The sequence below is a fragment of the Desulfovibrio fairfieldensis genome (assembly GCF_001553605.1).
Classification (GTDB): domain Bacteria; phylum Desulfobacterota; class Desulfovibrionia; order Desulfovibrionales; family Desulfovibrionaceae; genus Desulfovibrio; species Desulfovibrio fairfieldensis.
In genome coordinates this window covers 2,577,458-2,602,873 of sequence record NZ_CP014229.1, presented here as the reverse complement: position 1 = coordinate 2,602,873, position 25,416 = coordinate 2,577,458, and the positions used below count along the sequence as shown (strand labels likewise).

25 protein-coding genes and 1 tRNA gene are annotated in these 25,416 nt (G+C 61.8%); 17 read left to right on the top strand and 9 right to left on the bottom strand.

The window, feature by feature from the left end:
* Positions 1-152: 152 nt before the first annotated feature.
* The 4 genes from AXF13_RS11005 to AXF13_RS10990 all read right to left on the bottom strand — a co-directional run bounded on the left by AXF13_RS11005 (position 153) and on the right by AXF13_RS10990 (position 2,907).
* Positions 153-374, bottom strand: a complete 222-nt coding sequence (locus AXF13_RS11005; RefSeq protein ID WP_008681889.1) for a TraR/DksA family transcriptional regulator — start codon at positions 372-374, stop codon at positions 153-155.
* Between the two features lie 201 nt (positions 375-575).
* Complete coding sequence (locus AXF13_RS11000) at positions 576-1,775, bottom strand: aspartate aminotransferase family protein (RefSeq protein WP_062253267.1); 1,200 nt, start codon at positions 1,773-1,775, stop codon at positions 576-578.
* A 146-nt stretch (positions 1,776-1,921) separates the two neighbouring features.
* Complete coding sequence (dut, locus tag AXF13_RS10995) at positions 1,922-2,449, bottom strand: dUTP diphosphatase (RefSeq protein WP_223299906.1); 528 nt, start codon at positions 2,447-2,449, stop codon at positions 1,922-1,924.
* On the bottom strand, positions 2,446-2,907 hold the full coding sequence (locus AXF13_RS10990; protein WP_062253265.1) for a hypothetical protein: 462 nt from the start codon (positions 2,905-2,907) through the stop codon (positions 2,446-2,448). Before AXF13_RS10990 ends, dut begins: the two co-directional genes overlap by 4 nt.
* Before the next feature lie 444 nt (positions 2,908-3,351).
* Here AXF13_RS10990 and trmFO point away from each other — a divergent pair, with 444 nt between their 5' ends.
* The 3 genes from trmFO to AXF13_RS10975 all read left to right on the top strand — a co-directional run bounded on the left by trmFO (position 3,352) and on the right by AXF13_RS10975 (position 5,883).
* A complete protein-coding gene (gene trmFO / locus AXF13_RS10985) occupies positions 3,352-4,713 on the top strand; it encodes a methylenetetrahydrofolate--tRNA-(uracil(54)-C(5))-methyltransferase (FADH(2)-oxidizing) TrmFO (RefSeq protein WP_062253262.1) in 1,362 nt (453 codons plus the stop codon).
* A gap of 37 nt (positions 4,714-4,750) precedes the next feature.
* On the top strand, positions 4,751-5,230 hold the full coding sequence (locus AXF13_RS17280; protein WP_062253260.1) for a hypothetical protein: 480 nt from the start codon (positions 4,751-4,753) through the stop codon (positions 5,228-5,230).
* Positions 5,231-5,403: 173 nt separating this feature from the next.
* Complete coding sequence (locus tag AXF13_RS10975) at positions 5,404-5,883, top strand: hypothetical protein (protein ID WP_062253258.1); 480 nt, start codon at positions 5,404-5,406, stop codon at positions 5,881-5,883.
* A gap of 66 nt (positions 5,884-5,949) precedes the next feature.
* Here the strand turns inward: AXF13_RS10975 and AXF13_RS10970 are convergent, their stop codons facing one another.
* Positions 5,950-6,642 carry a hypothetical protein gene (locus tag AXF13_RS10970; RefSeq protein ID WP_062253255.1) on the bottom strand — a complete coding sequence of 231 codons (693 nt, stop codon included), beginning with the start codon at positions 6,640-6,642 and terminating at the stop codon, positions 5,950-5,952.
* Positions 6,643-6,870: 228 nt separating this feature from the next.
* Between AXF13_RS10970 and AXF13_RS10965 the strand changes: the two genes are divergently transcribed.
* Positions 6,871-7,422, top strand: coding sequence for a hypothetical protein (locus AXF13_RS10965; protein ID WP_150116167.1), 552 nt, complete (start codon positions 6,871-6,873; stop codon positions 7,420-7,422).
* Between the two features lie 41 nt (positions 7,423-7,463).
* Here AXF13_RS10965 and AXF13_RS10960 read toward each other — a convergent pair whose 3' ends face one another.
* Positions 7,464-8,165 carry a hypothetical protein gene (locus tag AXF13_RS10960; RefSeq protein WP_062253252.1) on the bottom strand — a complete coding sequence of 234 codons (702 nt, stop codon included), beginning with the start codon at positions 8,163-8,165 and terminating at the stop codon, positions 7,464-7,466.
* Between the two features lie 377 nt (positions 8,166-8,542).
* On the opposite strand from AXF13_RS10960, the gene AXF13_RS10955 reads away from it, so the two are divergent.
* The 12 genes from AXF13_RS10955 (at position 8,543) to AXF13_RS10900 (ending at position 20,973) form a co-directional block, all read left to right on the top strand.
* Positions 8,543-8,619 (top strand) — tRNA-Val (locus AXF13_RS10955).
* A 149-nt stretch (positions 8,620-8,768) separates the two neighbouring features.
* Complete coding sequence (gene thrS, locus AXF13_RS10950; protein ID WP_062253250.1) at positions 8,769-10,715, top strand: threonine--tRNA ligase; 1,947 nt, start codon at positions 8,769-8,771, stop codon at positions 10,713-10,715.
* A gap of 1 nt (position 10,716) precedes the next feature.
* Positions 10,717-11,247, top strand: coding sequence for a translation initiation factor IF-3 (gene infC, locus AXF13_RS10945; RefSeq protein WP_008681873.1), 531 nt, complete (start codon positions 10,717-10,719; stop codon positions 11,245-11,247).
* Positions 11,248-11,350: 103 nt separating this feature from the next.
* Positions 11,351-11,548, top strand: a complete 198-nt coding sequence (gene rpmI / locus AXF13_RS10940) for a 50S ribosomal protein L35 (RefSeq protein ID WP_008681871.1) — start codon at positions 11,351-11,353, stop codon at positions 11,546-11,548.
* A 293-nt stretch (positions 11,549-11,841) separates the two neighbouring features.
* Entirely contained in the window at positions 11,842-12,195 is a 354-nt protein-coding gene (gene rplT / locus AXF13_RS10935) for a 50S ribosomal protein L20 (protein WP_062253248.1), read from the top strand.
* A 119-nt stretch (positions 12,196-12,314) separates the two neighbouring features.
* Positions 12,315-13,349, top strand: a complete 1,035-nt coding sequence (gene pheS, locus AXF13_RS10930) for a phenylalanine--tRNA ligase subunit alpha (protein ID WP_062254860.1) — start codon at positions 12,315-12,317, stop codon at positions 13,347-13,349.
* Positions 13,350-13,359: 10 nt separating this feature from the next.
* Positions 13,360-13,740, top strand: a complete 381-nt coding sequence (locus AXF13_RS10925) for a hypothetical protein (protein WP_062253246.1) — start codon at positions 13,360-13,362, stop codon at positions 13,738-13,740.
* 17 nt (positions 13,741-13,757) lie between these two features.
* Positions 13,758-16,163: a phenylalanine--tRNA ligase subunit beta gene (gene pheT / locus AXF13_RS10920; RefSeq protein WP_062253245.1), complete on the top strand. Its 2,406-nt coding sequence runs from the start codon at positions 13,758-13,760 to the stop codon at positions 16,161-16,163.
* Between the two features lie 438 nt (positions 16,164-16,601).
* Positions 16,602-16,946: a MerR family transcriptional regulator gene (locus AXF13_RS10915; RefSeq protein ID WP_008681863.1), complete on the top strand. Its 345-nt coding sequence runs from the start codon at positions 16,602-16,604 to the stop codon at positions 16,944-16,946.
* A 43-nt stretch (positions 16,947-16,989) separates the two neighbouring features.
* Entirely contained in the window at positions 16,990-17,712 is a 723-nt protein-coding gene (gene rpe, locus AXF13_RS10910; RefSeq protein WP_062253242.1) for a ribulose-phosphate 3-epimerase, read from the top strand.
* A gap of 18 nt (positions 17,713-17,730) precedes the next feature.
* Positions 17,731-19,725, top strand: a complete 1,995-nt coding sequence (tkt, locus tag AXF13_RS10905; RefSeq protein WP_062253240.1) for a transketolase — start codon at positions 17,731-17,733, stop codon at positions 19,723-19,725.
* Positions 19,726-19,803: 78 nt separating this feature from the next.
* Positions 19,804-20,973: a phosphoglycerate kinase gene (locus AXF13_RS10900; protein ID WP_062253238.1), complete on the top strand. Its 1,170-nt coding sequence runs from the start codon at positions 19,804-19,806 to the stop codon at positions 20,971-20,973.
* A gap of 85 nt (positions 20,974-21,058) precedes the next feature.
* Here AXF13_RS10900 and AXF13_RS10895 read toward each other — a convergent pair whose 3' ends face one another.
* From AXF13_RS10895 to AXF13_RS10890, 3 genes are all read right to left on the bottom strand, one after another.
* Positions 21,059-22,639 (bottom strand): LTA synthase family protein, encoded by a 1,581-nt coding sequence (locus AXF13_RS10895; protein WP_150116166.1) that lies wholly within the window; start codon positions 22,637-22,639, stop codon positions 21,059-21,061.
* A gap of 37 nt (positions 22,640-22,676) precedes the next feature.
* Complete coding sequence (locus tag AXF13_RS17140) at positions 22,677-22,847, bottom strand: hypothetical protein (protein WP_190276348.1); 171 nt, start codon at positions 22,845-22,847, stop codon at positions 22,677-22,679.
* Positions 22,848-22,923: 76 nt separating this feature from the next.
* Positions 22,924-24,003 carry an alcohol dehydrogenase gene (locus tag AXF13_RS10890; protein ID WP_062253235.1) on the bottom strand — a complete coding sequence of 360 codons (1,080 nt, stop codon included), beginning with the start codon at positions 24,001-24,003 and terminating at the stop codon, positions 22,924-22,926.
* Between the two features lie 211 nt (positions 24,004-24,214).
* Here AXF13_RS10890 and AXF13_RS10885 point away from each other — a divergent pair, with 211 nt between their 5' ends.
* Positions 24,215-24,982: a methyltransferase domain-containing protein gene (locus AXF13_RS10885; protein WP_008681856.1), complete on the top strand. Its 768-nt coding sequence runs from the start codon at positions 24,215-24,217 to the stop codon at positions 24,980-24,982.
* Positions 24,983-25,416: the final 434 nt, after the last annotated feature.

Below are 25,416 nucleotides of genomic sequence, written 5' to 3'. Positions count from 1 at the left end.
CTTTTGCAAGCTGAACGGCTTTTGTGCGACGTGACGTCTCACCCTGACGATAAACTGAGGGCAGCCCAACCCGAGAATGTCAATTCTCAGGGCTAATCTGCTCCAGGGGCCATCCGGGCTCGCGCCCGGCGGTGCGGATGTGGGGGGATGATTCAGCGATTGCTGTTTTCGCGTTCTTCCTGGCAGGCGCGGCAAAGGCCCACGCCGGGCAGCGCATCCAGACGTTTCTGGGGGATGGGATCGCCGCATTCACGGCAACAGGCCACGCCGTCGATCCATTCCGGTCCGCCGCGATCCATGGAAGCGCGGGCCCGCACCAAGGCGGACTCCCTGTCCAAGCGTTCCAGTTCGGTGGCCTGATCAAACACGTCCATCACTGTCTCCTTGCTTCTTGCGATAAGGCTGTTCGTCTTGCTGGTTTAGGCTCAGCCATCCTTGTTTTAATGAAGGCTGAGCCTAGGCAAAGTAAGCGGCAACCCCGCCGGGGCGGGGTTGCCGTAAGTTTTTCGCTCTATTTTTCCAAAGACCCATGCTCTTAGCATAAGGGGGCGATGCTGTAAATCATTGATTGCCCGTCAATTCGCCCGGAGCACATCTTCCAGCACGCGTACAAAGCCGTCCAGATCCGCCTGGTCAATGGTCAGGGGCGGCAGCAGGCGCAGGGTGACGCCGTGGCTCAGGTTGCAGATGTAGCCCCGGCGCAGCAGTTCTTCCCAGACCGGTTGGCCGTCGCCGGTCAGTTCGATGCCCAGCATCAGGCCCACGCCGCGCAATTCACGGATTTTCTCGGGTAGGCGCTGTTGCAGGGCCGCCAGTTCTTCCTTGACGTGCGCGCCCAGAGCGGCCGCGCGTTCTGCCAGATGGTCGCGCAGCATGATTTCCACGGTTTTGGCGGCCACCGCCGAGGTCAGCGCGCCGCCGCCGAAGGTGGTGGCATGGCTGCCCGCCTCAAAGCCCCGGGCCATTTCGTCCGTGGCCAGCATGGCGCCCATGGGCAGGCCGTTGGCCAGGGATTTTGCCATACTGATGGCATCGGGCTGAAGATTGTAGTTCTGGAAGGCCCAGAATTTGCCGGTACGGCAGAGCCCGGCCTGGACTTCGTCGCAGAGGAAGAGGACGTTCTTTTCCCGGCAGAGGGCCTGCACTCCGTGCAGATAGTCCGCGGGCAGGGGCACCACGCCGCCCTCGCCCTGCACCACTTCCACCAGCACGGCGGCCGTGGCGGGCGTGATCGCGGCCCTGAGAGCTTCCAGATCACCGGCGGGCACCTGCTTGAAGCCCTCGGGCAGGGGCGTGAAGCCCTTGCTCAGGCTTTCGCGGCCCGTGGCGGCCAGGGCCCCCAGGGTGCGGCCGTGGAAGCAGCCGCCCAGGGTAATGATTTCATAGGCGTCGCGCTGCTTGACCGTGCGCATATAGCGCCGGGCCAGCTTGATGCAGGCCTCGTTGGCCTCGGCCCCGGAATTGCAGAAAAAGGCCTTGCCGTGGTGGCTGGTGGAAAGCAGCAGCTTGGCGAGATCCAGTTGTTCCTGCTGGTAAAAGAGATTGCTTACGTGCCAGAGTTTGCGGGACTGGCGTTCCAGAGCCTCACAGACTTCGTCGTTGCAATGTCCCAGGCCCGCCACGGCGATGCCCGCCAGCAGGTCCACATATTCCTTGCCGTCCACGTCCCAGAGGCGCGCGCCCTTGCCGCGCGCGATAGCCAGCGGGTAGCGGCTGTATGAGCGGCAGAGCAGGTGTTCTTCCTCGGCTTTGACGGCGTTGAAGGCTTGCGACATGGAATTGGACTCCTTATGGGATTGCGTCTGAAAAGGGTTCACCTCCAGCGGGCGGCCCGGCTGACGGCATGTCCCGTTTTACCGGTGTCGTCGCCGTTGGCGGCGGCAGGATACGAAAATCATGCGCGGCGAGGCTGCGGCCCGCTTCAACGGCCCGTGTGCCCGAAACCGCCCGCGCCGCGCCGGGTGGCGGCCAGTTCCGGCACTTCCTGCCAGACAGGGCGGACATAGGGCTGAAAGATCAGTTGGGCCATGCGCTCGCCGCGCTTGAGTCGTCGCTCTTCCCCGGAGGTGTTCAGAAGCATGACCAGGATTTCCCCGGTATAGTCCGGGTCGATGACGCCCACGCCCTGGGCCACGGTGAGCCCGTCGCGCGCGCCCAGGCCGCTGCGGGAGTAGACAAAGCCCGCCAGACCCGGCTGTTGCGGCTGCACGCTGAGCCCTGTGGGCACGCACAGCCGTGCGCCCGGCGCGATATGCGCTTCGGGCGTGTCCAGGCAGGCCCGCAGGTCGAAACCGGCGGAAAGGGCCGTGGCCGGGGCCAGAAAGTCTTCCCGTTCCTGGGCGTAAAGCTCGCGCGCGCCGGAGCGGACAAAGGCGACATGCACCGGGGCTTCGGCTGAAACCGGGGCCGGAGTCTGGCCGGAAATGAGAGGAGTAGTTGTGGTCTTCACGCCCAGTCATGTAGCGCAGGAAGGCTGCGGGGGCAAGTGCGCGGGGGCGCGCAGGCGTCATATTTGTCGTCCGCGGGCGGCGGGGTGAAGTCAAAGGAGGAGGGGAACCAGGCGGCATAGAGATAGACCGCCAGCAGCATAAGGGGCACGGCGACCGTCGCCGAGGCCAGGGAGAGCAGCAGGAGCACAGTGCCGCGCACTGCCCGGCGCAGGAGCGGACGCGCGGCGTACAGCAGAACCGCCGTGGTTACCAGGGTGGCAAAAAATTTGTTGACGGCCGAAACGGACGGGTCCAGCGCGCCCGCGCCCCAGAACAGCAGGCAGGCAAGCAGCACGCCGGGCGCGAACAGACCGAGGAACAGGCGGAATTCCTCCGGCTCCAGAACCAGTTTCGCCAGCCAAAGCATGCCGGCGAGAGCCAGCAGCAGGCCGCCGAAAAGCATCAGAGCGGTTCCCATGCCGCACCTCCGGGAAGATTGAGAATGACGGCCGCTGCCGGGCAGGAACGGCCCGCGCGGGCGTATGCCCAACATACGCCGACATCCCGCACGGGGCTAGTGTCTAAAGTAGATCAACTTTGAAATTTGTAAAATTTCAAAGTTGACATTCAGGCGAAAAACGTGGTTATCGCTGCTGTCGATCCCCGTATGGTTCCGTTGTCGCCAACGGGGACAGCCTTAGAATCCACGCCGCGTTGCTCTCGATGCCTGTACGCCCTTTGGGCTACAGGCACGGTCCTACGGGCCGCCCGTCGGGTCGGTCTTCGCGGCACGCCGCACCGTGTGCGGCGTTAGAGCAATTTCAAAGTGAAATTGCTCTCATTTGAAAAATCAGACACCGGACGTCTCGCCTTGCTTTTGGCGCTGTTTTCTTACAAGCTGCCGGGCAGAAAAGGAGCCATAATGAATCCGACATCCATTGCCGTGGTGGGCGGCGGCCTCGCGGGTTGCGAATGCGCGTTGCGCCTGGCCCGCGCGGGCCTGGACGTGACCCTCTTTGAACAGAAGCCCGGCTTCCGTTCCCCGGCCCATGTGAACGACTGCCTGGCCGAACTGGTCTGCTCCAATTCACTGCGCTCGGACGAGGCCACATCGGGCGTCGGTCTGCTCAAGGCGGAAATGCGCGCCCTGGACAGCGATTTCATGGCCGTGGCCGACGCCTGCCGGGTGCCCGCGGGCAAGGCCCTGGCCGTGGACCGCGAAGCCTTCGCGCAGGCCATGACCGCGCGCGTGGCCGCCGAGCCCCGCATCCGGCTGGTGGAGCGCCGCATCGACTCCCCGGACGATCCCGCCCTGGCCGAAAGCGGGGCGGGCACGGTGGTCATCGCCGCCGGGCCCCTGGCTTCGGAGGAGCTTTCCGCCTCCCTGGCCCGCACCCTGGGGACGGAACACTGCTATTTTTATGACGCCATAGCGCCCATCGTCTGGACACATTCCCTGGACATGAACGTGGTCTTCCGGGCCTCGCGTTATGACTGCGAGAACGGCGAACCGGCGGGGCAGGGGGACTATCTCAACTGTCCCATGAGCCGCGAGGAATACGAAATTTTTTATCAGGCCCTGCTGGAAGCCCGCAAGGTGGAGGCGCGCGCCTTTGAGCGCGAGACGCATTTCGAGGGCTGCATGCCGGTGGAGGCCCTGGCCGAGCGCGGCCCGCGCACCCTGACCTTCGGGCCGCTCAAGCCCGTGGGCTTTGTGGACCCGCGCACGGGCCGCCGCCCCTGGGCCGTGCTGCAACTGCGCGCGGAAAACGCCAACAGCGAAACCTGTAATCTGGTGGGCTGCCAGACCAAACTGACCCAGCCCGAACAAGCCAGAGTGTTCCGGCTGGTGCCGGGCCTGGAACGGGCGGAGTTCGCCCGCTATGGCAGCATGCACCGCAATACCTACGTCAACGCGCCGGAAGCCCTCAATGCGGACCTTTCCCTCAAGACGTATCCCCACGTCTTTCTGGCCGGGCAGATCACCGGCGTGGAAGGTTATGTGGAGTCCGCCGCCAGCGGGCTCTGGCTGGGGCTCGTGCTGGCGGCCCGGGCGCGCGGCGCGGAGTTGCCCACCCCCCCGGCGGAGAGCGCCCTGGGCGCGCTGCTGCGCCATCTGCAAACCCCGTCCAAGCGTTTTCAACCCTCCAACGCGCACTTCGGCCTCATGCCGGAACTGGGCGAAAAAGCGCGTAAAAAGGACCGCAAGGCCCTGTACGCGGCTCGCGCGCAGGCCGCCTTCGCGGCCTGGCTGGCCGGGATCGGTGAAGCGGGAGCCCTGTAGCGGAGGAGGCCGATTGGCCGCCGGAAAGGAGGCGACAATGTCATCAGCAATGGGCCTGGCCAAACTCGGATCGGCGTTGCGGCAAAACTGGCTGCTTGCTTTACTTGTGTTGGTGCAAAGTGTTCTCAATATAGAGAGTGGGCATGGACTTGGTTTAACCTTCGTTTTTGCGGCGCAACTGGGCAGTGTATGGCTGTTATATGGAAAGTCTTGTGCATATATAGCAAAAGTATACTTTTTTACATTTTCAGTCATTATCTTTGTGCTTGCTGTCACCAACTTGAAAATGGATTTTCTTTTTAGATATATGGCAATCGAGTCGGCTTTAGTTTTGCAAGCTGCGTTGTTGGGACTTATCAGTGCCGCTGCCAGCGTGCCTTTTGTTTTTTGGAAGAAAAAGCAGAGGGCTGGAATGTGGCAAATTCCGGCAGCCATATTTTTTACGTCAATAGCAGCATTTACAATGATAGCGCTGTTAGTCTTGGTTTATTCAATTGCCGTTGGAAAGCAGTTATAAATTTTACGTTGTAGTTCAAAGAGCAATGCACGTTTGAAATGAATAAATTGCTCCGGCGGCTGCGAAAGTGGGCGCGTGTCCGGACGGCCTTCGCGGCCTGGCTGGCCGGGATTGGTGAAGCGGGAGCCCTGTAACGAAAACGGGGCGGCCCGCTTTCCGGCGAGGAGGGGACAATGGCGGCAGTGGAATTACGGGGCGGGATCGGGACGGCGTTGCGCCGGAACTGGCTGCTTGCTTTACTTGTATTGCTGCAAAGTGTTCTCAATATAAAAACGCAACATGGACTGGGATTAGTCCTCATCCTGGCTGCGCAACTGGGTAGTGCGTGGCTGCTCTATGGGAAGCCCGGCGTCTATGTAGCAAAAATATACTGTTTTGCACTTTCCGTGCTTGCTCTGGTGCTTGTGCTTACCGAATTTAAAATGGATTTTATTTTTAACTCCATGAAAAGTGATTTGGCTTGGTTTTTTTATATTTCAATATTGGGACTTATTTGCGCAGCCGCCAGTATGCCTTTTGTGATTTTGAAAAGAAAGCATGCTGCTGCATTATGGAGAGTTCCGGCAACGATATTTTTTACAATTATAGCATCATTTACGGCTTTTGTTTTTTTTATAGTGTATTATATGCTCAGCACTGGAAAAAACCTGTGATATTTATACTGTGATTCCATAAGAGCGCCGGATCAAAAGACTCCGATCCGGCGCTCTTACTATAACTTAAGGAAGTATCAGGGGATTATCCGGTGTCTCATGTCTTTTAGCACAATCCAGGACATGCTGGATATAGTCCTGGCAGTTGTTGGAACGTGTATGATAGCGCGAAGCGGGATCTCCCGGATGCGCCTTTTCCCATTCAGCATCCAGTTCGGCGCGGGCTCTGTCGATCAGCTCTTGGTTATATTTCGGTTCCATGACGTGATAGCTGTTCCGCAACTGTGAACTGTCCTCCCGTACAAGCCCGTCAGCCATCAGGCCGAAGTTGCTTTTGCCGTCATTGCCCAGAAATTGCATATGTTCCATATCTTGGCCTGCCCTATAGAGACTCCACGTTTGAATCCATTGTCCGAAGGAGCCCATATTCAGGTCCAGTGCCCGCGTGCCGATCCTGTAATACGGCACGGCCGCATTGGGTTCAGCCTTGTAGGGCCGCAGATCCGAGTGATCCCCCCGGCTGTGCCGGGCCACCACATCGTGGATGGAGTCCGGATAAAGACGATCCTCCAGGGGTGCGTCAGTCGCCACCGGCAGAGTTGCGGGAGCCGCTCGCCAGTCTTTGGGGTACATTTGCTCTGCCAGCGGTTCATGGGCTGCCGCCAGCGGCGGCCTTTGTCCTGCCACCGGTGTGCCGTGTCTGGCCCCAAAGGGATGATGGATGCCCAAATGCCCATTGCTCTTGCCTGTGTCGGCCATGCTTCCTCCCTGCTTGCGCGCGTCCCGAACGGCTTTGCGCGCGGTTTTGGGGACAAGCATAGCCTGCGGGGAGGATTCTGTAAGAGTGAAAGGCTTCAGTACGATCAAAGTCGTGAACGGCGCGGCTTTTGGGCCGCCGGAGGGGCCGACTTCCTCTGTTTTTCAAAAAAAGAACTATGATTTCAGAATATTAAAAGATAATCGGGGCTGGTTTTTCCTGAGATCCGTATGGATTTCAAAGAAATAAGTTCGTATTCTGGCAAGAAGCGCAACAGAGGGGGACACATGGCGATGCCGGAGCTTGTGAACAGAGGATTGGGCTATGTGCGGCGCGAGTGGCCGCTGTGTCTTTTTGCCGCAACGGCATTATGCAGCATCTTTTTCTGTTATGATGATGCGCCCCGAAGATTCGCGGGTCTGATCGGTTTGGCCGGCGGGGCGCTTTGTCTGAAACGATTCGGGTTGGATCGCAATATCTGGATTTACCTGCTGGCCGCAGTTCTCGCTATACTGCCGGGAATTTCTCTGGACGACGTCAAACGAGTACGTACGGATTGGCAACTCCATAATTTTGATACGCAACTTGTCTGGTTGATGCTCGCGTCGCTGCGGGGTTTGCTCGTTGCCGTCCCTTTCTCCCTGCTTTTTATGAAAAAGGCGCAAGGCGTTTCCATGTTATGGAAGGTTCCGCTGTGTGTTTTCTTTTTGATTCTGGCTCTTGAGCCTCTGTTTTTGGGGGTGGCGATTATGATAATTCTACCTTTTGCTTCCTGCCCCTGAGCGCGGCGGCAAAGCCGCCGCGCCCGAGTCATGCCGCTGGGTTATGGCAGGACCAGCGGTTTTTCCCTGGTTTCATAACTCTGCGCTCTTTTGATGATCTCAGCGAAATAGTGCTGGCAGTTGTAGCTCGGGAGAGAGTAGCGGCGGAGCGCCGTGCCGAAGGATGACTGATGGGCTTCGGCCTTTTTTGTCTGCCATTCGGCCTCCAGTTCGTCGCGGGCGCGGTCAATGTATTCCTGGCGGTACTTGGGACTTTCCACCTGGTAACGTTTAAGCTTTTCCGGCTTTTCCACCAGTGGCCGCTCGGAGTCGGTCAGGCCGAAATTGCTGCCGTCGCTGCCCACGAAGTGCATGTGGTCAATGTGTTGGTTAAGGTTACTAACTCTTTTTCCATATGCCCAATCGCCTCCCGCAATATTTAATGGCCGAACCCCCATGCGGTAGAAGGGCACTTTCGCATCAGGTTCCGGCGTGTAAGGCCGCAGGGTGGAATGATCCCCACGGCTGTGCCGGGCCACCACATCCGCGACGCTTTGCCGATAGATGCGTTCCTCCAGAGAAGCATCCGGCGGCAACGGCAGGGGATGCCTCCGAATATCCGGGGTGTTGTCATACATGCGTTCCGCCAGCGACTCATGGGACGCCGCCAATGACGGCCGTTGGCCCGGCACCGGCTTGCCGTGCCTGGCTCCGAAAGGATGGTGGATGCCCAGATGCGCGTTGCTCTTGCCTGTGTTTGCCATGTTTCCTCCCTGTCTGCGGCGCACGCCCGGAACGGGCCTTGCGCATATTTGGGGGACAAGCATAGCTTGTTGGGAACATTCCGTAAGACTGAAGGGTTTCAGTAAGGCCAAAACCGTGAACGACGCGGGTTTTTCGCCGCCGGAGAGGCCGACTTCCTCTGTTTTTCAAAAAAAGAAGTATGATTTCAGAATATTAAAAGATAATCAGGGTTGGTTTTTCCTGAGATCGGCAGATATCCCGGTGTGATATGCCGCAACCGCATTCCAACCCGCCGCCGGAACGGACGGCGGTCCGGCGCGGCAAAAGTTACGGGAATCCGGCAAAAAAGAGTTGACGCTGAACGCGGCAACGGCTATACAACCTCTTGCCTCTATGTAGGAGCGTAGCTCAGGTGGCTAGAGCACTTCCTTGACACGGAAGGGGTCAGCAGTTCAAGTCTGCTCGTTCCTACCAATTGCAATTCCGGGGATTTTCCCCTCAGCATAGAAAGCGCGCCGCGTGAAAGGCGGCCCGCGCTTGGGTGTCCGGCACAGTGGGGAGGTTTGCCTCCCCATTTGTTTTTGGGGCGTTGCGCGCCGGGCCCCGCGCAGAAGGAGCTTGTGATGGATGTCCGTGTGGAAGGGCAAATGGTGGACGTTCCCGCCGGGGCCGAGGTTGCGGCGGCGCTGCAAAAGGCTTTGAGCGGCAAGAAATTCAAGGCCGTGGTGGCCGCTCGCGCCGTCGTCGACGGCCAAAGCGTGCTGCTGGATCTTTCCGCGCCGCTGCCCGAGGGGTGCGGCGAACTCACGCCCGTTTATGCCGACTCGCCCGAAGGTCTGCAACTGATCCGCCATTCCACGGCCCATGTCATGGCCGCTGCGGTCAAGCGCCTGTTTCCCACGGCCAAGGTGACCATCGGGCCGTCCATCGACAACGGCTTTTATTACGATTTCGATGTGGAGCGCCCTTTCTCCAGCGAGGATTTTCCGGCCATTGAGGCCGAGATGCAGAAAATCGCCGCGGCGCGAGAGCCTTTCAGCCGCGAAGCACTCTCCAAGGCCGACGCCGTGGCGCGCTTCAAGGCCATGGGCGAAACCTACAAGGTGGAGCTTATTGAAGGCATTGAGGCGGACACTGTTTCCCTCTATACCTGCGGCGACTTCACGGATCTCTGCCGTGGCCCGCATGTGCCGCATACGGGTTTTGCCAAGGCTTCCAAGCTGATGTCCGTGGCCGGCGCCTACTGGCGCGGGGATGAAAAAAATCCCATGTTGTCGCGTATCTACGGTACTGCCTTTGCCGACGAGAAGGCCCTGGCCGCCTATCTCAAGCAGTTGGAGGAAGCCAAGCGCCGCGACCACCGCAAGCTGGGCCGCGAGCTGAGCCTGTTCGCCTTCCAGGAGGACGTGGCTCCGGGTATGGTGTTCTGGCTGCCCAAGGGCATGCTGGTGCGCGCCATTCTGGAAGATTTCTGGCGCAAGGAGCACCTCAAGCGCGGCTACGACATGGTGCAGGGGCCGCAGCTGCTGCGCGTGGAGACCTGGCAGCGTTCCGGCCACTACGATCACTACCGTGAAAACATGTATTTCACCCGGATCGAGGACGACGCTTACGGCATCAAGCCCATGAACTGCATCGCGCACATGCTCATCTACAAGAACGAGCTGCGCAGCTACCGCGATCTGCCCCAGCGCTATTTCGAACTGGGCGTGGTGCACCGCCACGAAAAGAGCGGCGTGCTGCACGGCCTGCTGCGCGTGCGCCAGTTCACCCAGGACGACGCGCACATCCTTTGCGCGCCCGAGCAGCTGGAAGGCGAGATTCTGGGCGTCATCCATCTGATCCGCGACCTGATGCACCTCTTCGGTTTCCAGTACAAGGTGGCCGTGTCCACCCGGCCCGAGAGCAGCATCGGCACGGACGAGGCCTGGGAATTGGCGACCAACGCCCTGATCCAGGCCGTGGAAAAAGCCGGGCTGCCCTATGAGATCAATGCCGGAGACGGCGCGTTCTACGGTCCCAAGATCGACGTGCGCCTGCTGGACTGCATCGGCCGCGAATGGCAGTGTTCCACCATTCAGGTGGACTTCACTCTGCCCGAGCGTTTCGACCTGACCTATGTGGGCCAGGACGGCGAGCGCCACCGCCCGGTCATGGTTCACCGGGCCATCATGGGCTCGCTGGAGCGCTTCATCGGCGTGCTTATCGAGCAGTATGCCGGTGCCCTGCCCGCCTGGCTCGCGCCGGAGCAGGCCCGCCTGCTCACAGTCACCGAAGCCGGGGACGCCACAGTGGAACGCATGCGCGGGGAACTGCAGGCCTTGGGCATCCGGGTGACGGCGGACACGCGCAATGAAAAACTCGGTTTTAAGGTGCGCGAGGCCCAGGTGGCCAAAGTGCCCTACATTCTGGTTGTGGGAGAAAAGGAAGTGCAGGCCGACGGCGTGAACGTCCGCCTGCGCAGCGGTGAAAATCTGGGGCTCAAATCCATTGCGGACGTGGCCGCCCTGATCCGGGCGGACGCGGAAGAGCCTTTCAAACAAGGAGGGATGCGCTATAGCTTCGCCTAATATGAGACCGCGGCGTGAAATGCCGCAGGACGGCGTGCGCCGTAACGAACTGATCCGCGCGCGCGAGGTGCGCGTTATCGGCGCGGACGGTGAACAACTGGGAATTTTGCAGCGCAACGAGGCCATTGCCCTGGCTAAAGAAGGGGGCATGGATCTGGTGGAAGTGGCTTCCACCTCTGAGCCGCCCGTCTGCCGGATCATGGATTACGGCAAGTTCAAGTACGAGCAGCAGAAGAAGAAAGCGGAAGCCAAAAAACGCCAGACCGTGGTGCAGATCAAGGAAATCAAGGTCCGGCCCAAGACCGACGACCATGACTACGAAACCAAGCTGCGTCACATCCGTCGTTTTCTGGAAGACGGCGACCGCTGCAAGATCACGGTATTTTTCCGCGGCCGCGAAATCGTGCACAAGGACCGCGGCCTGAACATACTGGAACGCGTTGTGCAAGATCTGGCGGACGTGGCCAAGGTGGACCAGGAGCCCCGCGCCGAAGGCCGCACCCTGCAGATGTTGCTGGTGCCCAAGAAATAATCTTCTTGCGGTCGAATGTTTTTTAAGGCACTATGCCTTCCCCGGCGGTCTGGACACGGGCCTTCGGGCATATCCGTTTTTTTGTTCTGTTAAGGAGTACGCCATGCCCAAGATCAAAACCCGGCGCGCCGCGGCCAAGCGCTTTCAGCTTACCGGCAGCGGCAAGTATAAGCGCCGTCGTCAGAATCTGCGCCACATCCTGACCAAGAAGGCTCCCGGCCGCAAGATGCGCCTGGGTCAGGCCACCTTGGTGGACAGCACCAATGAAAAGGCTGTTCGTCGCATGCTGCCCAACGGCTAGCAAGCGCGGCCTTTTGCCCGCTGACGGCGGCATCCTTCGCTTTTTATTCCGGTCACGGACCAGAAGTGTCCGCTCCCGTCATAAAAAGTTCGGATTTCTTGTCAGCGACCAAAAATCCGCGCTTGCCCAGCATTGAGCGCGGCGGTTTTTCTTTTCGACCCGTTTGGGGTCGGCGGCGCGCGCGGAGCCGCGAGTTCGCTTCAATCCGCGTCCCCCGGCAACGGGGGCGGAGCAAATTTTACCCACCCGGCGGGCTTTCCTCCGCCTGGCCGGTGTGAAGGAGGGGACATCCCATGCGTGTGAAGAGAGGTCTTGCCAGTCATCGTCGCCACAAAAAGTATCTGAGCGCCGCCAAAGGTTTTCGCGGGGGCCGCAGCCGCCTGTACCGCACCGCCCGCGAGGCGGTGGAGCGTTCGCTCCAGTATGCCTTTATCGGCCGCAAGAACCGCAAGCGTGATTTCCGCACGCTCTGGATTCTGCGCATCAACGCCGGTGCGCGTCTGAGCGGGCTTTCCTACAGCCGTTTCATGCACGGCCTGAAGCTGGCCGGCATTGAGCTGAACCGCAAGGTGCTCGCGGATCTGGCCGTCTATCAGAAGGACGATTTCGCCAAGGTGGTCGAGCTGGCCAAGGCTGCCCTGAAGTAAACGGCATCTGGTCTATTTCTCCAAATGCCTTTCCAAATTTTACGGGCGGCGCGGCCAAAAGCCCGCCGCCCGTGTTTTATGAAAGCCTCAGCGCCGCGCAGGCGGCATCGGGAATCTGCATGGACCTGATTACAGCATTGGAAGGCCTGGTACCGGAACTCGAGCGAGGGCTGGACCAGGCTTCTTCATTGGAAGACCTGGAAGGCTTGCGGGTGGATTTTCTGGGCCGCAAGGGGCGTCTCGCCCAGATCATGAGCCGGCTGCCCAAGCTCGAGCCCGCTGAGCGTCCGGCCGTGGGACAGGCCGCCAACAGCGTCAAGGAACGCTGCAACGCCCTGTTCGAGGCGCGCAAAAGTGCTTTGGAAGCCGGGCGCGAAGCCGTGGCCCTGGCGCGTTTCGATCCCTCCCTGCCGGGCCGCGCGCCCTGGCGCGGCTCCCTGCATCCCACCACGCTGGTCATGGAGGAGATCTGCGGCATTTTCAAGGGCCTCGGCTTTGACGTGGCCTCGGGCCCGGAAGTGGAAATCGACCACTACAATTTCGAGTCCCTGAACATGCCCGCCGAGCATCCGGCCCGGGACATGCAGGACACCCTCTACATCACCGAAAAGGTGCTCATGCGCACCCACACCTCGCCGGTGCAGGTGCGCACCATGCTTTCCCGCAAGCCGCCCGTGGCCGTGGTGGCCCCCGGCAAGGTCTACCGCCGCGACTCGGACCTGACCCATACCCCCATGTTTCACCAGATCGAGGGCTTGATGGTGGGGCACGGCATCAGCATGGCCCACCTGCGGGGCACTCTCACCGCCTTTGTGCGGGCCGTGTTCGGCGGGGAGACAAAGGTGCGCTTCCGCCCGAGCTTTTTCCCCTTCACCGAACCGTCGGCCGAGGTGGATATTTCCTGCTGCATGTGCGGCGGCAAGGGCCATGTGGACGGCGAACCCTGCCGCGTCTGCAAGACCACCGGCTGGGTGGAAATTCTGGGCTGCGGCATGGTGGACCCGGCGGTGTATGCCGCCGTGGGCTATCCCGAGGATGTGAGCGGTTTTGCCTTTGGTCTGGGCGTGGAGCGCGTTGCCATGCTCAAATACGGCATCGGGGATCTGCGCATGTTCTTCGAGAACGATGTGCGCTTCCTGGGGCAGTTCGCCTGAGGATAGGGCCATGAGGCGAGTTCTGATTCTGCTTGCCCTGAGCGCCGCCCTGTGCGCGGGCGCGGTGCTGTCGGACGGCTTTGCCCCGGCTCCGCGTTCGGCCTGGGCGGCTTCGGCCCTGAGCCCCCGCCACTCCGGCCTGGAACCGCCGGGCGGCCCCAAGCCTCTGGAAGGCCTGCCCGCCGCCGGTGCGCAGTCGGGCACCACTCAGGGCGGCGGGGGCTATACCGACGCCTACGGCAATACCGTCGACGACCGCCAGCCCGAGGAAAAAGCGCCCCGTCAGCGCCCGCGCCCAGGTGCCTATGGTTCATACGGCTCCAGCGCGGATTCCCGGCCATTGCCGGACCCGACCCCCAGGCGGGAAACCCCGGCCTGGTCATTCAAATAAGCCCACAGGAACGAGATATGCTGCTTTCCCTTTCATGGCTGCGTGAATTTACGCCCTACGAGGGCGATGCCGAAGCGCTGGGCGACCGGCTGACCATGCTCGGCCTGGAGCTGGAGGACATTCAGCGCCCCTATGACGCCATCAGCGCCATTGTGGTGGGGCATGTGCTGGAATGCGTCCGGCATCCGGACTCCGACCATCTGCATTGCTGCAAGGTGGACGCGGGCCAGGGCGAACTGCTGGATATCGTCTGCGGCGCGCCCAACGTGGCCGCCGGCCAGAAGGTGCCCGTGGCCTTGGTGGGCTCGAGCCTGCCCGACGGCACGGTGATCAAGAAGGCCAAACTGCGCGGCGCGCCGTCTTTCGGCATGATCTGCTCCGAACGGGAACTGGGCCTCACCGAGGACCACAGCGGCATTATGGTCCTGCCGGAAAACGCCCCGGCAGGCGCGCGTCTTGTGGACGTGCTGGATCTGGACCGGGAGGTGCTGGACATCTCCATTACGCCCAACCGCGCGGACTGCCTTTCCGTGCTGGGCCTGGCGCGGGAGGCGGCCCTGGCCTTCAACCTGCCCCTGACCATCCCGGACCTGCCCCTGCATCTGGACGCCGACGGCCCGGAAGCCGTGGTGCCCATCGAAATCGCGGCTCCTGAGCTTTGCTGGTTGTATTCGGGCCGGGTCATCTCCGAAATCAAGGTGGCGCCCTCGCCCATGCGCGTGCGGCACCGCCTGCATGCCGTGGGAGTGCGGCCCATTTCCAATATCGTGGACGTGACCAACTACATTTTGTTCGAATGCGGCCAGCCTCTGCATTCTTTTGATCTGGACAAGCTCCGAGGCGGGCGCATCGTGGTCAAACCCGCCCGCGAGGGCGAGAAATTCGTCACCCTGGACGGCCAAGAGCGCGTCCTGACCGGCCGCGATCTCTGCATCCGCGACGCGGAACGGCCCGTGGGACTGGCCGGGGTCATGGGCGGACTGAACACGGAAATTACGGATCAAAGCCGCAACGTTTTTCTGGAAAGCGCGGTCTTTCGGCCCGGTACCATCCGCAAGACTTCGCGGCGGCTGGGACTTTCTTCCGAAGCCTCCTACCGTTTCGAGCGCGGCATCGACCAGCAACGCACGGTCTGGGCTCTGGACCGGGCCTGTGCCATGATGGCGGCCTTCGGCGGCGGCGTGGTGCGGCGCGGCCTCTCCATTGTGGAGCCCCGGCCCTTTGTTCCGGCGCGCATCGCCTTTCGTCCGGCTAGGGCCGACGCCCTGCTGGGCGTGCGGCTGAGCCCGGAATTCGACGAAAAAGTGCTCACCGGCATGGGCTGCGCTGTGGAAAAGAGCAACGACGCATGGCTGGTGGAGCAGCCTTCCTGGCGGCCCGACCTCACTCGCGAGGCGGACCTCATTGAGGAAGTGGGCCGTGTGCACGGGCTGGACACCATCCCGCCGGTGCTGCCGCCCGTGCATCTGGACCTGGCGCGCGCCGCCGAGCCGGAGTCCCGCTATGCCTTCTGGCTGCGGCTCAAGCACTGGGGCGCGGGCCTGGGCCTCAACGAGGCGGTCAACTACAGTTTTGTGGGCCACAAGGATCTGGACCAGCTGGGCCTGCCCGGCGAGGGCCGCATTTCCATCATGAATCCCCTTTCGGCGGAGCAAGACGCCCTGCGCACGGCTCTGGCACCGGGCCTGCTTCAGGATCTGCGCAACAACTTGGCCCAGGGCGCGCAGGGGTTGCGGCTCTTCGAGCTGGCCCATATTTTTGAGGCCGATCCCGCTTCGGAAACCACGGCCCGCGAAACCGGCATGCTGGGCATCCTGCTCTACGGCGCGCGGCATGACGCCTCCTGGCCGCATGTTGAGGCGGATATGGACTACGCCGATCTCAAGGGCGTGGTGGAGCACCTCCTGCACTTCCTGCATCTGCCCGCGCCGGTCTGCCGCCAGGCCGAAGAGCATCCCTTCCTTCTGCCCTGCGTGGACGTGCTGGCGGAGGGCAGGCGTGTGGGCGTCATGGGACGGGTCAAACCCGCCCTGGCCGAGGATTTCCACGCCCGCAAGCCCGTCTGGCTGGCTGAACTCAATCTGGAGTTGCTGCGCGAGCTGTATGACAAGGCCGTGGTCCGCTTCACGCCCTTGCCGGTCTATCCGCCGGTGCGCCGCGACATCACGGTCATGGCCGGGCCGGAACTCAAGGTCAGCCAAGTGCTTGACCATCTGGCCGGGCTCAAGCTGCCCCTGCTGGAAGAAGCCGTATTGGTGGACTGCTTTGAACCCGGGGGCGATGGGAACGAGGAACCGGCCCGCAACCTGACCTTCCGTCTGACTTTCCGCCACGCCGGGCGGACGCTCAAGGACGCGGAAGTGGACAAGGAGAGGGAAAAGGTGGCAGACTCGCTGGTACGGACCTTGGGCGTGCGGATCTGACGCCCGTGGGCTAGAGCAATTCACGATTGAAAGGAGTGAATTACTCTGGTGGCCGCGTGAGCGGACACCCGCGCCCAAGTGCAAGGGAGCGACCGGAGGCGGCGCAGCCGTGCCCGTTAGCCCAAAAGGGCTTACGGGCATCGACAGCAGCGAAAAACCGCGTTTTTTCCGTAGCGCGGGCGGCGTAAAGTTTGAAATGTGTAACATTCAAACGCAACATGCTCTAACGTCAAAGTATGTACACATTTTCAATGTGAAATGTTCTAAGGAAGCGCTGAGTAATGAAGATTTTTGTTCTTTGCCAAGGAAGGCGAACTGCGGGCGGAGGGAGTATATTCAAACCCGACCTTCGCATGGAGTGAGCCGGACGCGGGCAGTGGGCAAAAAGACTATTAACTCAGTGCTTCCTTAACGTTTTCGCGGCATCGGGGGGAGCTCATGTCGGAAAAAACCTACCGCATCGGCGAGGCGGCGGAGCTGCTCAATCTCAAGACTCATGTTCTGCGTTTCTGGGAAACGGAGTTCCCCCAGCTGGACCCCCTGCGCACGGACAAGGGCCAGCGTTTGTACACGGAAACGCATCTGGCCCTGTTGCGGCGCATTCAGCAGTTGCTGCACGAGCAGGGCATGACCATCGAAGGCGCGCGCCGCGTGCTGGAGGGCAGCGCGGTTCTGGACGAAAACCTGCCCGAGCGGGTGGCCGCCGTGCCGGACCCGGCCTTCATGCAGATGCTCAAACGGGAGCTGACGGCGGTGCGCCGCCTGCTGGCCGGGCGGCTCTGAACTTCCCGCCGCGTTGGCGTTCAGTCCATACGAGGATGTCCGCATGATTCTTTCCCCATCCCTGCTTTCCGCTGATTTTTCCTGTCTGGCCGAGGAACTGGCCGCGTTGGAAGCCGCCGGTGTAACCTGGTTGCATCTGGATGTGATGGACGGGGCCTTTGTGCCCAACATCACTTTCGGTCCCCCGCTGATCAAGGCCCTGCGGCCTCACAGCGGGCTTTTTTTTGACGTGCACCTGATGGTTGAGGAACCGGCCCGTTATCTGCGCGACTTCAAGGAAGCCGGAGCCGACCTGTTGGTCATCCATGCCGAGGCCGACCGCCATGCCCAGCGCACCCTGACCGAAATCCGCAAGCTGGGCCTCAAGGCAGGGCTGGCCCTGAACCCCGGCACGGATCTTTCCGTAGCCCGCTGGCTCGCGCCGGACCTGGATCTCTTGCTGCTGATGAGCGTCAATCCCGGTTTTTCCGGCCAGGCCTTCATTCCGCAGACGTATGAAAAAATCCGCGCGGCCCGCGCCCTGCTGGCCGAAGCCGGAGCCGCGGGCGCGCTGGTCCAGGTGGACGGAGGCGCCTGCCCGGAAAACGCGGCCGCCTTGCTGGATGCCGGGGCCGATGTGCTGGTTTCCGGCTCCGCCTTTTTCGGCCATAAACCTTATGACGCGCGCCTGGCGGCCTTTATGAAAGCCGCCGAGGGCCGCGCTGTGCGTCCCGGCCTGCGCGCCGCCCGCGCCTGGCGGCACGCAGCGTCCAATGCCAACCCGTAACGCCAAGGAAAGAGAGTCATGCCTACCCGCAGACAGTGCGCTAACGCCATACGCGCCCTTGCCATCGACGCTATTGAAAAATCCCGCTCCGGCCACCCCGGCGCGCCCCTCGGCATGGCCGACATGGCCGAAGCCCTCTGGCGGCACGGCTTCAAGCACAATCCCGCCAATCCCGGCTGGCTGGACCGCGACCGTTTCGTGCTTTCCAACGGGCACGCCTCCATGCTCCAGTACGCGGTGCTCCATCTCACCGGCTATGATTTTCCCATTGAGGAAATCAAGAATTTCCGCCAGTGGGGCTCCCAGACGCCGGGGCATCCCGAGCGCGGCCTGCCGCCCGGCGTGGAAATGACCACCGGTCCGTTGGGCCAGGGCATTTCCTCGGCCGTGGGCATGGCTCTGGCCGAACGCATGCTGGCCGCCCAGTTCAATACCCCGGAACAAACGGTGGTGGACCACCGCACCTATGCCTTCTGCGGCGACGGCTGCCTGATGGAAGGCGTCTCGCACGAGGCCTGCTCCCTGGCCGGGACCTGGGGCCTGGGCAAACTCATTGTGCTTTATGACTCCAACGGCATTTCCATTGACGGCAAGATCGACGCATGGTTCAGCGAAGATGTGGGCGCGCGCTTCCGTGCCTACCGCTGGCAGGTTATCGGCCCCATTGACGGGCACGACAGCGAGGCCCTGGACAAAGCCCTGGCCGAGGCCCGTGCGGACCTTTCCCGTCCCAGCCTGATCATCTGCCATACCCATATCGGCTTCGGCTCGCCCAAGGCCGATTCCGCCGCCAGCCACGGTTCGCCGCTGGGCGAAAGCGCCTCGGACGCCACGCGCCGGGCCTTGGACTGGCACGAGCCGCCCTTTGAGATTCCCCAGGATATTTATGCGGCTTGGGACGCGCGCGCCGCCGGGCAGGCCGCCGAAGCAGCCTGGAATGAAACCTTCGCCGCCTACAGGCAGGCCCATCCGGAACTGGCCGCCGAATTTCTGCGGCGCATGGCCGGGGATCTGCCCGCCGGCTGGGCGGCCATTGCCGCGGGCATGCTCAAGGAAGCCGTGGACAAGGGCGAAAATGTGGCTACCCGCGTGGCCTCCCAGAAGGCCCTGGAACATCTGGTGGGCAATCTGCCCGAACTGGTCGGCGGCGCGGCGGACCTGTCCGGTTCCGTGGGCACCCTGACCACCAAGTCAGAGCACCTCAAGCCCGGCGCGTACACCGGCAACTACATTTCCTACGGCGTGCGCGAGTTCGGCATGAGCACGGTCATGAACGGCCTGGCCCTGCACGGCGGCTTCATCCCGTATGCGGGCACCTTCATGGCCTTTTCGGATCAGGCCAAAAACGCCGTGCGCCTGGCGGCCATCATGGGACTGCGGGTAGTCTGGGCCTTTACCCACGACTCCATCGGCGTGGGCGAGGACGGCCCCACCCACCAGCCTGTGGAACAGGTGTCCACTCTGCGCCTGACGCCCAATCTGAATCTCTGGCGGCCCTGCGATACGGTGGAAACCGCCGTGGCCTGGCAATCCGCCCTGGAGAGCCGCGACACGCCCACCTGCCTCTCGCTTTCGCGCCAGAAGCTGCCTTTCTTTGAGCGCGACTCGGCCCGGATCGCGGCCATCGCCCGTGGGGGCTATGTGTTGCGCGACTGCCAGGGCACGCCGGAAATCATTTTGCTGGCCACGGGCTCGGAAGTGGCCCTGGCCGTGGAGGCGGCGGAGCAGCTCAATGCGGGCGGCCGCCGCGCGCGCGTGGTTTCCATGCCCTGCGCCGAGATTTTCGACGCTCAGGACGCGGCCTGGAAGGAAAGCGTGCTGCCCTCCGCAGTGCGCTGCCGTCTGGCTGTGGAAGCCGCCTCGCCGGACTACTGGCATAAGTATGTGGGCCTGGACGGCGCGGTGCTGGGCATACACAGCTTCGGCGCTTCCGCGCCGGGCTCGGTCATGTTCGAGCGTTTCGGCTTTACTACGGCCAATGTGCTGGAAAAGGCGCGCGATCTGCTGAAATAATGCAGGGCTATCCTCTGCAACGGACGAAAGGCCGGTGCGGGGGCAGGCCTGATAACGCCAACCAAAGGGAGGCGCATTATGCCCGTTAAAAAACTTGCGGATCTGGATTGCGGCGGCAAGATCGTGGTCATCCGGGAAGATCTCAATGTGCCCATGAAGGAAGGGCGGATCACCAACGACAAGCGCATCCGCGCGGCCCTGCCCACCATCGGGATGGCCCTGGACAAAGGCGCGGGCGTGATCGTGCTCTCGCATCTGGGCCGCCCCACGGAAGGCCAGTACGAGGAACAGTTCTCACTCAAGCCCGTGGCCGCGCGCCTGGGTGAACTGCTGGGCCGGGACGTGCCTCTGGTCAGGGATCCGGCCGAGGCCAAAGCGACGCCGGGCCAGTGCGTGCTGCTGGAAAACGTGCGTTTTCTCAAGGGCGAGAAAAAGAACGATCCTGCTCTGGCCGCGCAGCTGGCGGGCCTGGGCGACATTTATGTGATGGACGCTTTCGGCGCGGCGCACCGGGCCCATGCCTCCACCGAAGGCGCGGTGCGTCAGGCCAAGGTCGCCTGCGCCGGGCCGCTGATGGTGGCGGAACTGGCGGCCTTCGCCAAGGTGCTGGACAATCCGGCGCGGCCTCTGGCGGCGGTCATCGGCGGTTCCAAGGTCTCCACCAAGCTGGGCCTGCTGGATAATCTGCTGGCCAAGGTGGACAGTCTGGTCGTGGGCGGGGGCATTGCCAATACCTTCCTGGCCGCCGCGGGTTACGGCGTGGGCACGTCCCTGTGCGAACCGGATCTGATCCCGGAAGCCAAAAAGATCATGGAAACGGCCAGGGTTGCGGGCAAGGATCTGCCTCTGCCCGTGGACGTGGTCACGGCCAGGGAACTGGCCCCCGGACAAAAGGCCACAGTGCACGCGGTGGGCGACGTGCCCGCGGATGAAATGATTCTGGACATCGGCCCCAAGACCGTGGCCCTCTATGAAGCGCTGCTGGCCAAGGCGGCCACCGTGGTCTGGAACGGACCGGTGGGCGCGTTTGAAACCGAGCCTTTCGGCGCTGGCACCAAGGCTCTGGCCGAAGCCCTGGCCGCTTCCAAGGCTTTTGTCGTGGTGGGCGGCGGCGACTCCGTGGCCGCGGTGGAAGGCTATGGCCTGGCCGACAAAATGGGCTATATTTCCACGGGCGGCGGCGCTTCCCTGGAACTGCTGGAAGGCAAGGTCCTGCCCTCGGTGGCGGCTCTGGAAGACAGGGGTTAGGGCGGCTTAACGTTCAAAATGAACCGCTCTGGCGGGCACTCTTGTGTCCGCCAGAGCGGTTGTACATTTTCAACGTGAAATTGCTCTAACGCGGATAATACAGCTGAAACCAGCGCCCCATAACGGAAGTTGTATCCTTGCGATCGAACAGCCGCTCTGCCTGCGCATCCACAAAGCGGACGGTCTTGCGTTCCAACAGGGAGCAACCCACATTCTTGAGCCGGATGTCGTTGCCCATGAATGTGGGCGGCACCGGCAGACCCAATAAATCCAGCAGCGTCACGCTCAAATCTATTTGCGAGCAATACCTGGTGATTTCCTGTCCATTGCCGCCCAGACCCGGCACGCCTCGGCGTGAAAGAAAAATCAGGGGAATGCGGTCCGGCGCAAAGTCGGGCCGTTGTGTATACCTGGCACCGTGCGTGGCGCTGTGATCAGCCGTGATGATCAGCAGTGTGTCGTCCAGATAGGGTTCCAGCCCGCGTAGAAAATGGCCCAGCGCCCTGTCCTGCGCGCACAGAGCGATAAAAAACGTATTTCCGGCCAGTGCGGGAATGCGCGCGCAGGCCTCATTTTCCCGCGTTGGCGTGGTATACGGCGCATGGGTTTCTATGGTGGAAATAACGATGAAATTTTTGCCGCCGGGCCGCGATCGCAGGATCTCCAGCGCGTCCTCAAAGAGATAGCCGGACTCAATACCCCATTTCTCGTTGATATCCCCGACCTTATCTTCAAAATACTCGCGGAAACGGATATGGCTCGGACTGTAGCGTCGCGCAAAAGCTGCCCTGCCGCTGTCGATGAAGTGTCCCCAGCGACCGGACACCGCGCTCAGATAGTAGCCGGTAAAACCGGCGCGCTCCAGCGACGTGAACAGATTGGGCGCGCTCCCCTGGTCGTCGTCATAACTGAGCCGGGAAGCCAGCAGGGCGTGCAGGCCGCGTGCCGTGGGCGCGGCGCTGGTGTAAAAATTGCGGCAGGCAAGGCCCCGCCCCGCCAGAGCGTCAAAATGAGGCGTGGCTTCGGCAGGAATAGTGCCATTGTACTTGTGCAGAAATTCCAGATTCAGGCTTTCCACAGCCACAAGAATGATATTGCGGAAAGGTAAGGGGTGTCCCGGAGGAGGACTTGTCCGCAACAGGCCTAACGCGGCCATGGCCTGCCTGTCGGCGGCCAGGGCTTCGTGTGGCGGCCCTACCGGAGCGCTACGGCTTTCTTGCCGGTCATACCATATTTCCCAGGCGCTTTTCCAGGCCGGAATGCTCATCCAGCCCCGCCGCCGGTCCATGTCGTAACGAGTGGCGCAGTAATAGCCTGTGGCCAGCGCGGACATGGCAATAAGCAGCAGCAACATCCCCGCCGGAACGCGCTTGGACCGCCGCAGAGCAAAGCGCCGCTGGCTTCTGACCAGCCAGGCGGTCAGCGCGGCAGCACCCGCCGCGCCCGCGACGACGACAACTATGCCGTATTCCGGAAGCGCATCCAGAGCGTGCCGCGCCTCCGGCAGCACCTGCAGCAGAATGTCGTAATCAATGATCCGCCGCGCCGTGTGAATGAGAAAACAATTGGCGGCGTTCCAGACGAGAATAATCAGCAGCCAGAACGCTGAAAGAATGTTCAGCAGCCGCGTTTTCCAGAACAGCGCGGCCAGGCTGAATACAAACAATGGTCCGCAGTCCAGCAGGGTGCCCAGGGCAACCCGTTCAATCTTCCAACCGAGCGGAATCTGTTCCGGGAAAAGCAAGGCGAGACAAAGACGCAGGCACGCCACCAGAGCAACGCAGGCCGCCAGACAGAGCGGATATCGGTCCGGTCTCTCTCTCTCTCTCTCTCTCTCTCTCTCTCTCTCTCTCTCTCTCTCTCTCTCTCTGCATCACAGCCCCCCTTGCAAACCCCAGAGTCAAGCCTGTTTATTTCCATAAATTTATCTTCCTAAGTTGGCTTATACCCTTACTCAGGGGGATTAAACACCTGTTCCGCTGTTGCGGGCGTGACCACGCATTTGATGCAGTTGCCGCTCTTGCGCTCAAAAATGTCATAGCCTTCCAGAATGCGCTCCAGGGGCAACCGGTGGGTAATCAGGGGGCGCATGTCCAGCCTGCCCTCGGCGATAAGCCGGATCAGACGGTCGCAGTGCACGGCATCCACACCGCCGGTCTTGAAAATGAGGTTTTTGCCGTACATCCGGTGCAGAGGCAGGCTCTGGGCCTCGGCATACATGGCTACCACGGCCACACAGGCGTGGGGCCGGGCGATTTTCCAGGCCGTCTGAAAGGTGTCTCCGCCCCCGGCGGCTTCGATCACGGCATCCGCGCCTTTGCCCGCGCTGAGTTCGCGCACGCGGGCTTCCACATCTTCCCCGGCGGCGTTGATCGCATCGTCGGCCCAGCCCCGGGCTCTGGCCAGACACAAACGGCTTTCCAGCAGATCCACGGCAATGATCCGCCCCGCGCCGAACAGGCGGGCGCAGGCCATGGCGCAGAGGCCCACGGGTCCGGCTCCGAGCACGGCCACCGTGTCGCCGGGGCGGATCTCGGCCAGTTCCGCGCCGAAATAACCGCTGGAGAGCACGTCGCCCACAAAAATGACCTCCTCGTCGGTCAGGTCCGCAGGGATGGGGTTGAGGCCGTTGTCCGCAAAGGGCACGCGCACATATTCGGTCTGGCAGCCGTCAATGCGGCAGCCCAGTTCCCAGCCGCCCTGCTCGCAGTTGTTCACATAATCGTGACGGCAGAAGAAACAGGAGCCACAGAAGGTTTCCACATTGGCCGCTACCCGCATGCCGGGCCGGACTTTGCGCACCTCGGGGCCGATCTCGACCACCTCGCCCACAAATTCGTGGCCCAGAATGACGCCGGGCCGGGCGCGCGGCACCGCGCCGTCGCGGATATGCAGATCGCTGGCGCAGATGCTGGACAGTGTCACCCGCACAATGGCGTCGCGCGGGTCCTGAATGTGGGGGAGGGGGCGTTTTTCCAGACGCAGTTCGCCCGCGTCGCGCCAGACCAGTGCCGTCATTGTGCCGTTCATGACAAGCCTCTTTGAACATGGATATTTTTAAAGCGAATCTGCTCCGGGGGACAGCATGCCGGAAGACGGGTGCGCGGTAAAGGCCGGAAGTCCGCCGCAGCGCGCCGGGACATTGCGCCGCGCCGAAGGTTGAGCTATAGTGTTCTATGTCGGGCAACCGCCGGAGACCCTTGTCTTTGCGCGTTGTTCTTCTGATCCGGGAGGCGTAAGAGTGCGGCGTTTTTATCAGGAAAGCTGGCAGGGAATACCGTTCACGGCGTTCTCGCACATTTCGTTTTTCCATCTGGCGGAGCCCAAGTTCTACGCCACGTTTTACGAGGAGTTGTTCCGCCGCTACAAGGATTGGGACGACCTGCCCTCGGTCTGGCGCGCCAACAAGCGCAAGGACGCCCGCTGGCTGGCCGGTCAGTTGCGCGCCAAGCTGGCCCAGGAACCGGGCCGGGCCGGGCCGTTGCGCGTGCTCTCCATCGGCAGCGGTGTGGGCTATATGGAAAAAGAGCTCCTGGAGGAAATGCCCGAACTGGAACTGCACGTCAACGAACCCAGCACCGTGGGCATGAAGTGGCTCAGGCGGCAGATCCCGGCGGAGCGCATCTACATCGGCCTGCCCCCGGCCTGCCTGCCCTCGGACGTGCAGTACGACATGATTTATCTTTCCACGGTGGATTACGGCATTCCCACCCGCGAGCTCACCCATTTGCTGGAGGAACTGCGCGCCCAACTGGCGCCCGGCGGCGAGCTGGTCTGCCTGTCCGCCTCGTTGCTGGAAGAGGATTCCTTTATCGGCAGCTTCGTCAATGCCATCAAGATCGTCATTCGCGGCGTCCTGCATTATCTGGGCATCCGCCGCCAGCAGTTCTGGGGCTGGCGGCGCACCCGCGACGAGTACCGCCAGCTTTTCAAGCAGGCGGGTTTCAGCAATGTGGAGGACGGCTGGCTGGAAGACGGTTTTGAAACCTACTGGATCCGGGGACAGTAGCAGGCGGAATGTGGGCAGGCGAGGGCATGTTCAAGGTGAAAATGCTTAACTCCCGGCGCAGATGTAGAGCATTTAACGTGTTGACTGCTCTGGGAGCTGTTTTTAAATTGTCCTTTAGCCCTCTGCCTGCGTCAGGCTCGCCCCGTGCGGAGGTCGAATCTGTTTGAATATGCTCCTCGCCCAGGACTCGTCTTCCTTGGCAGAGAATGAAAATCCTAATTTAGAAACAGCTCCTAGCCTACATCTGTTTCTATTGTTGTGCGGCCCGCGCGGCACTTTCCCCTGCCGCGCTTCCCTGTACCAGTATCACCCCGGAATTGCCGTTGACCGTCTGTGGCGACGGCTCCTATGTCTGACCTGTGATTCGCATTGCCGGAGTTGTGACTGATTCCCCCTTACCATTGCAGCGCGTGCTCATGTTCCGGCACGGGCTT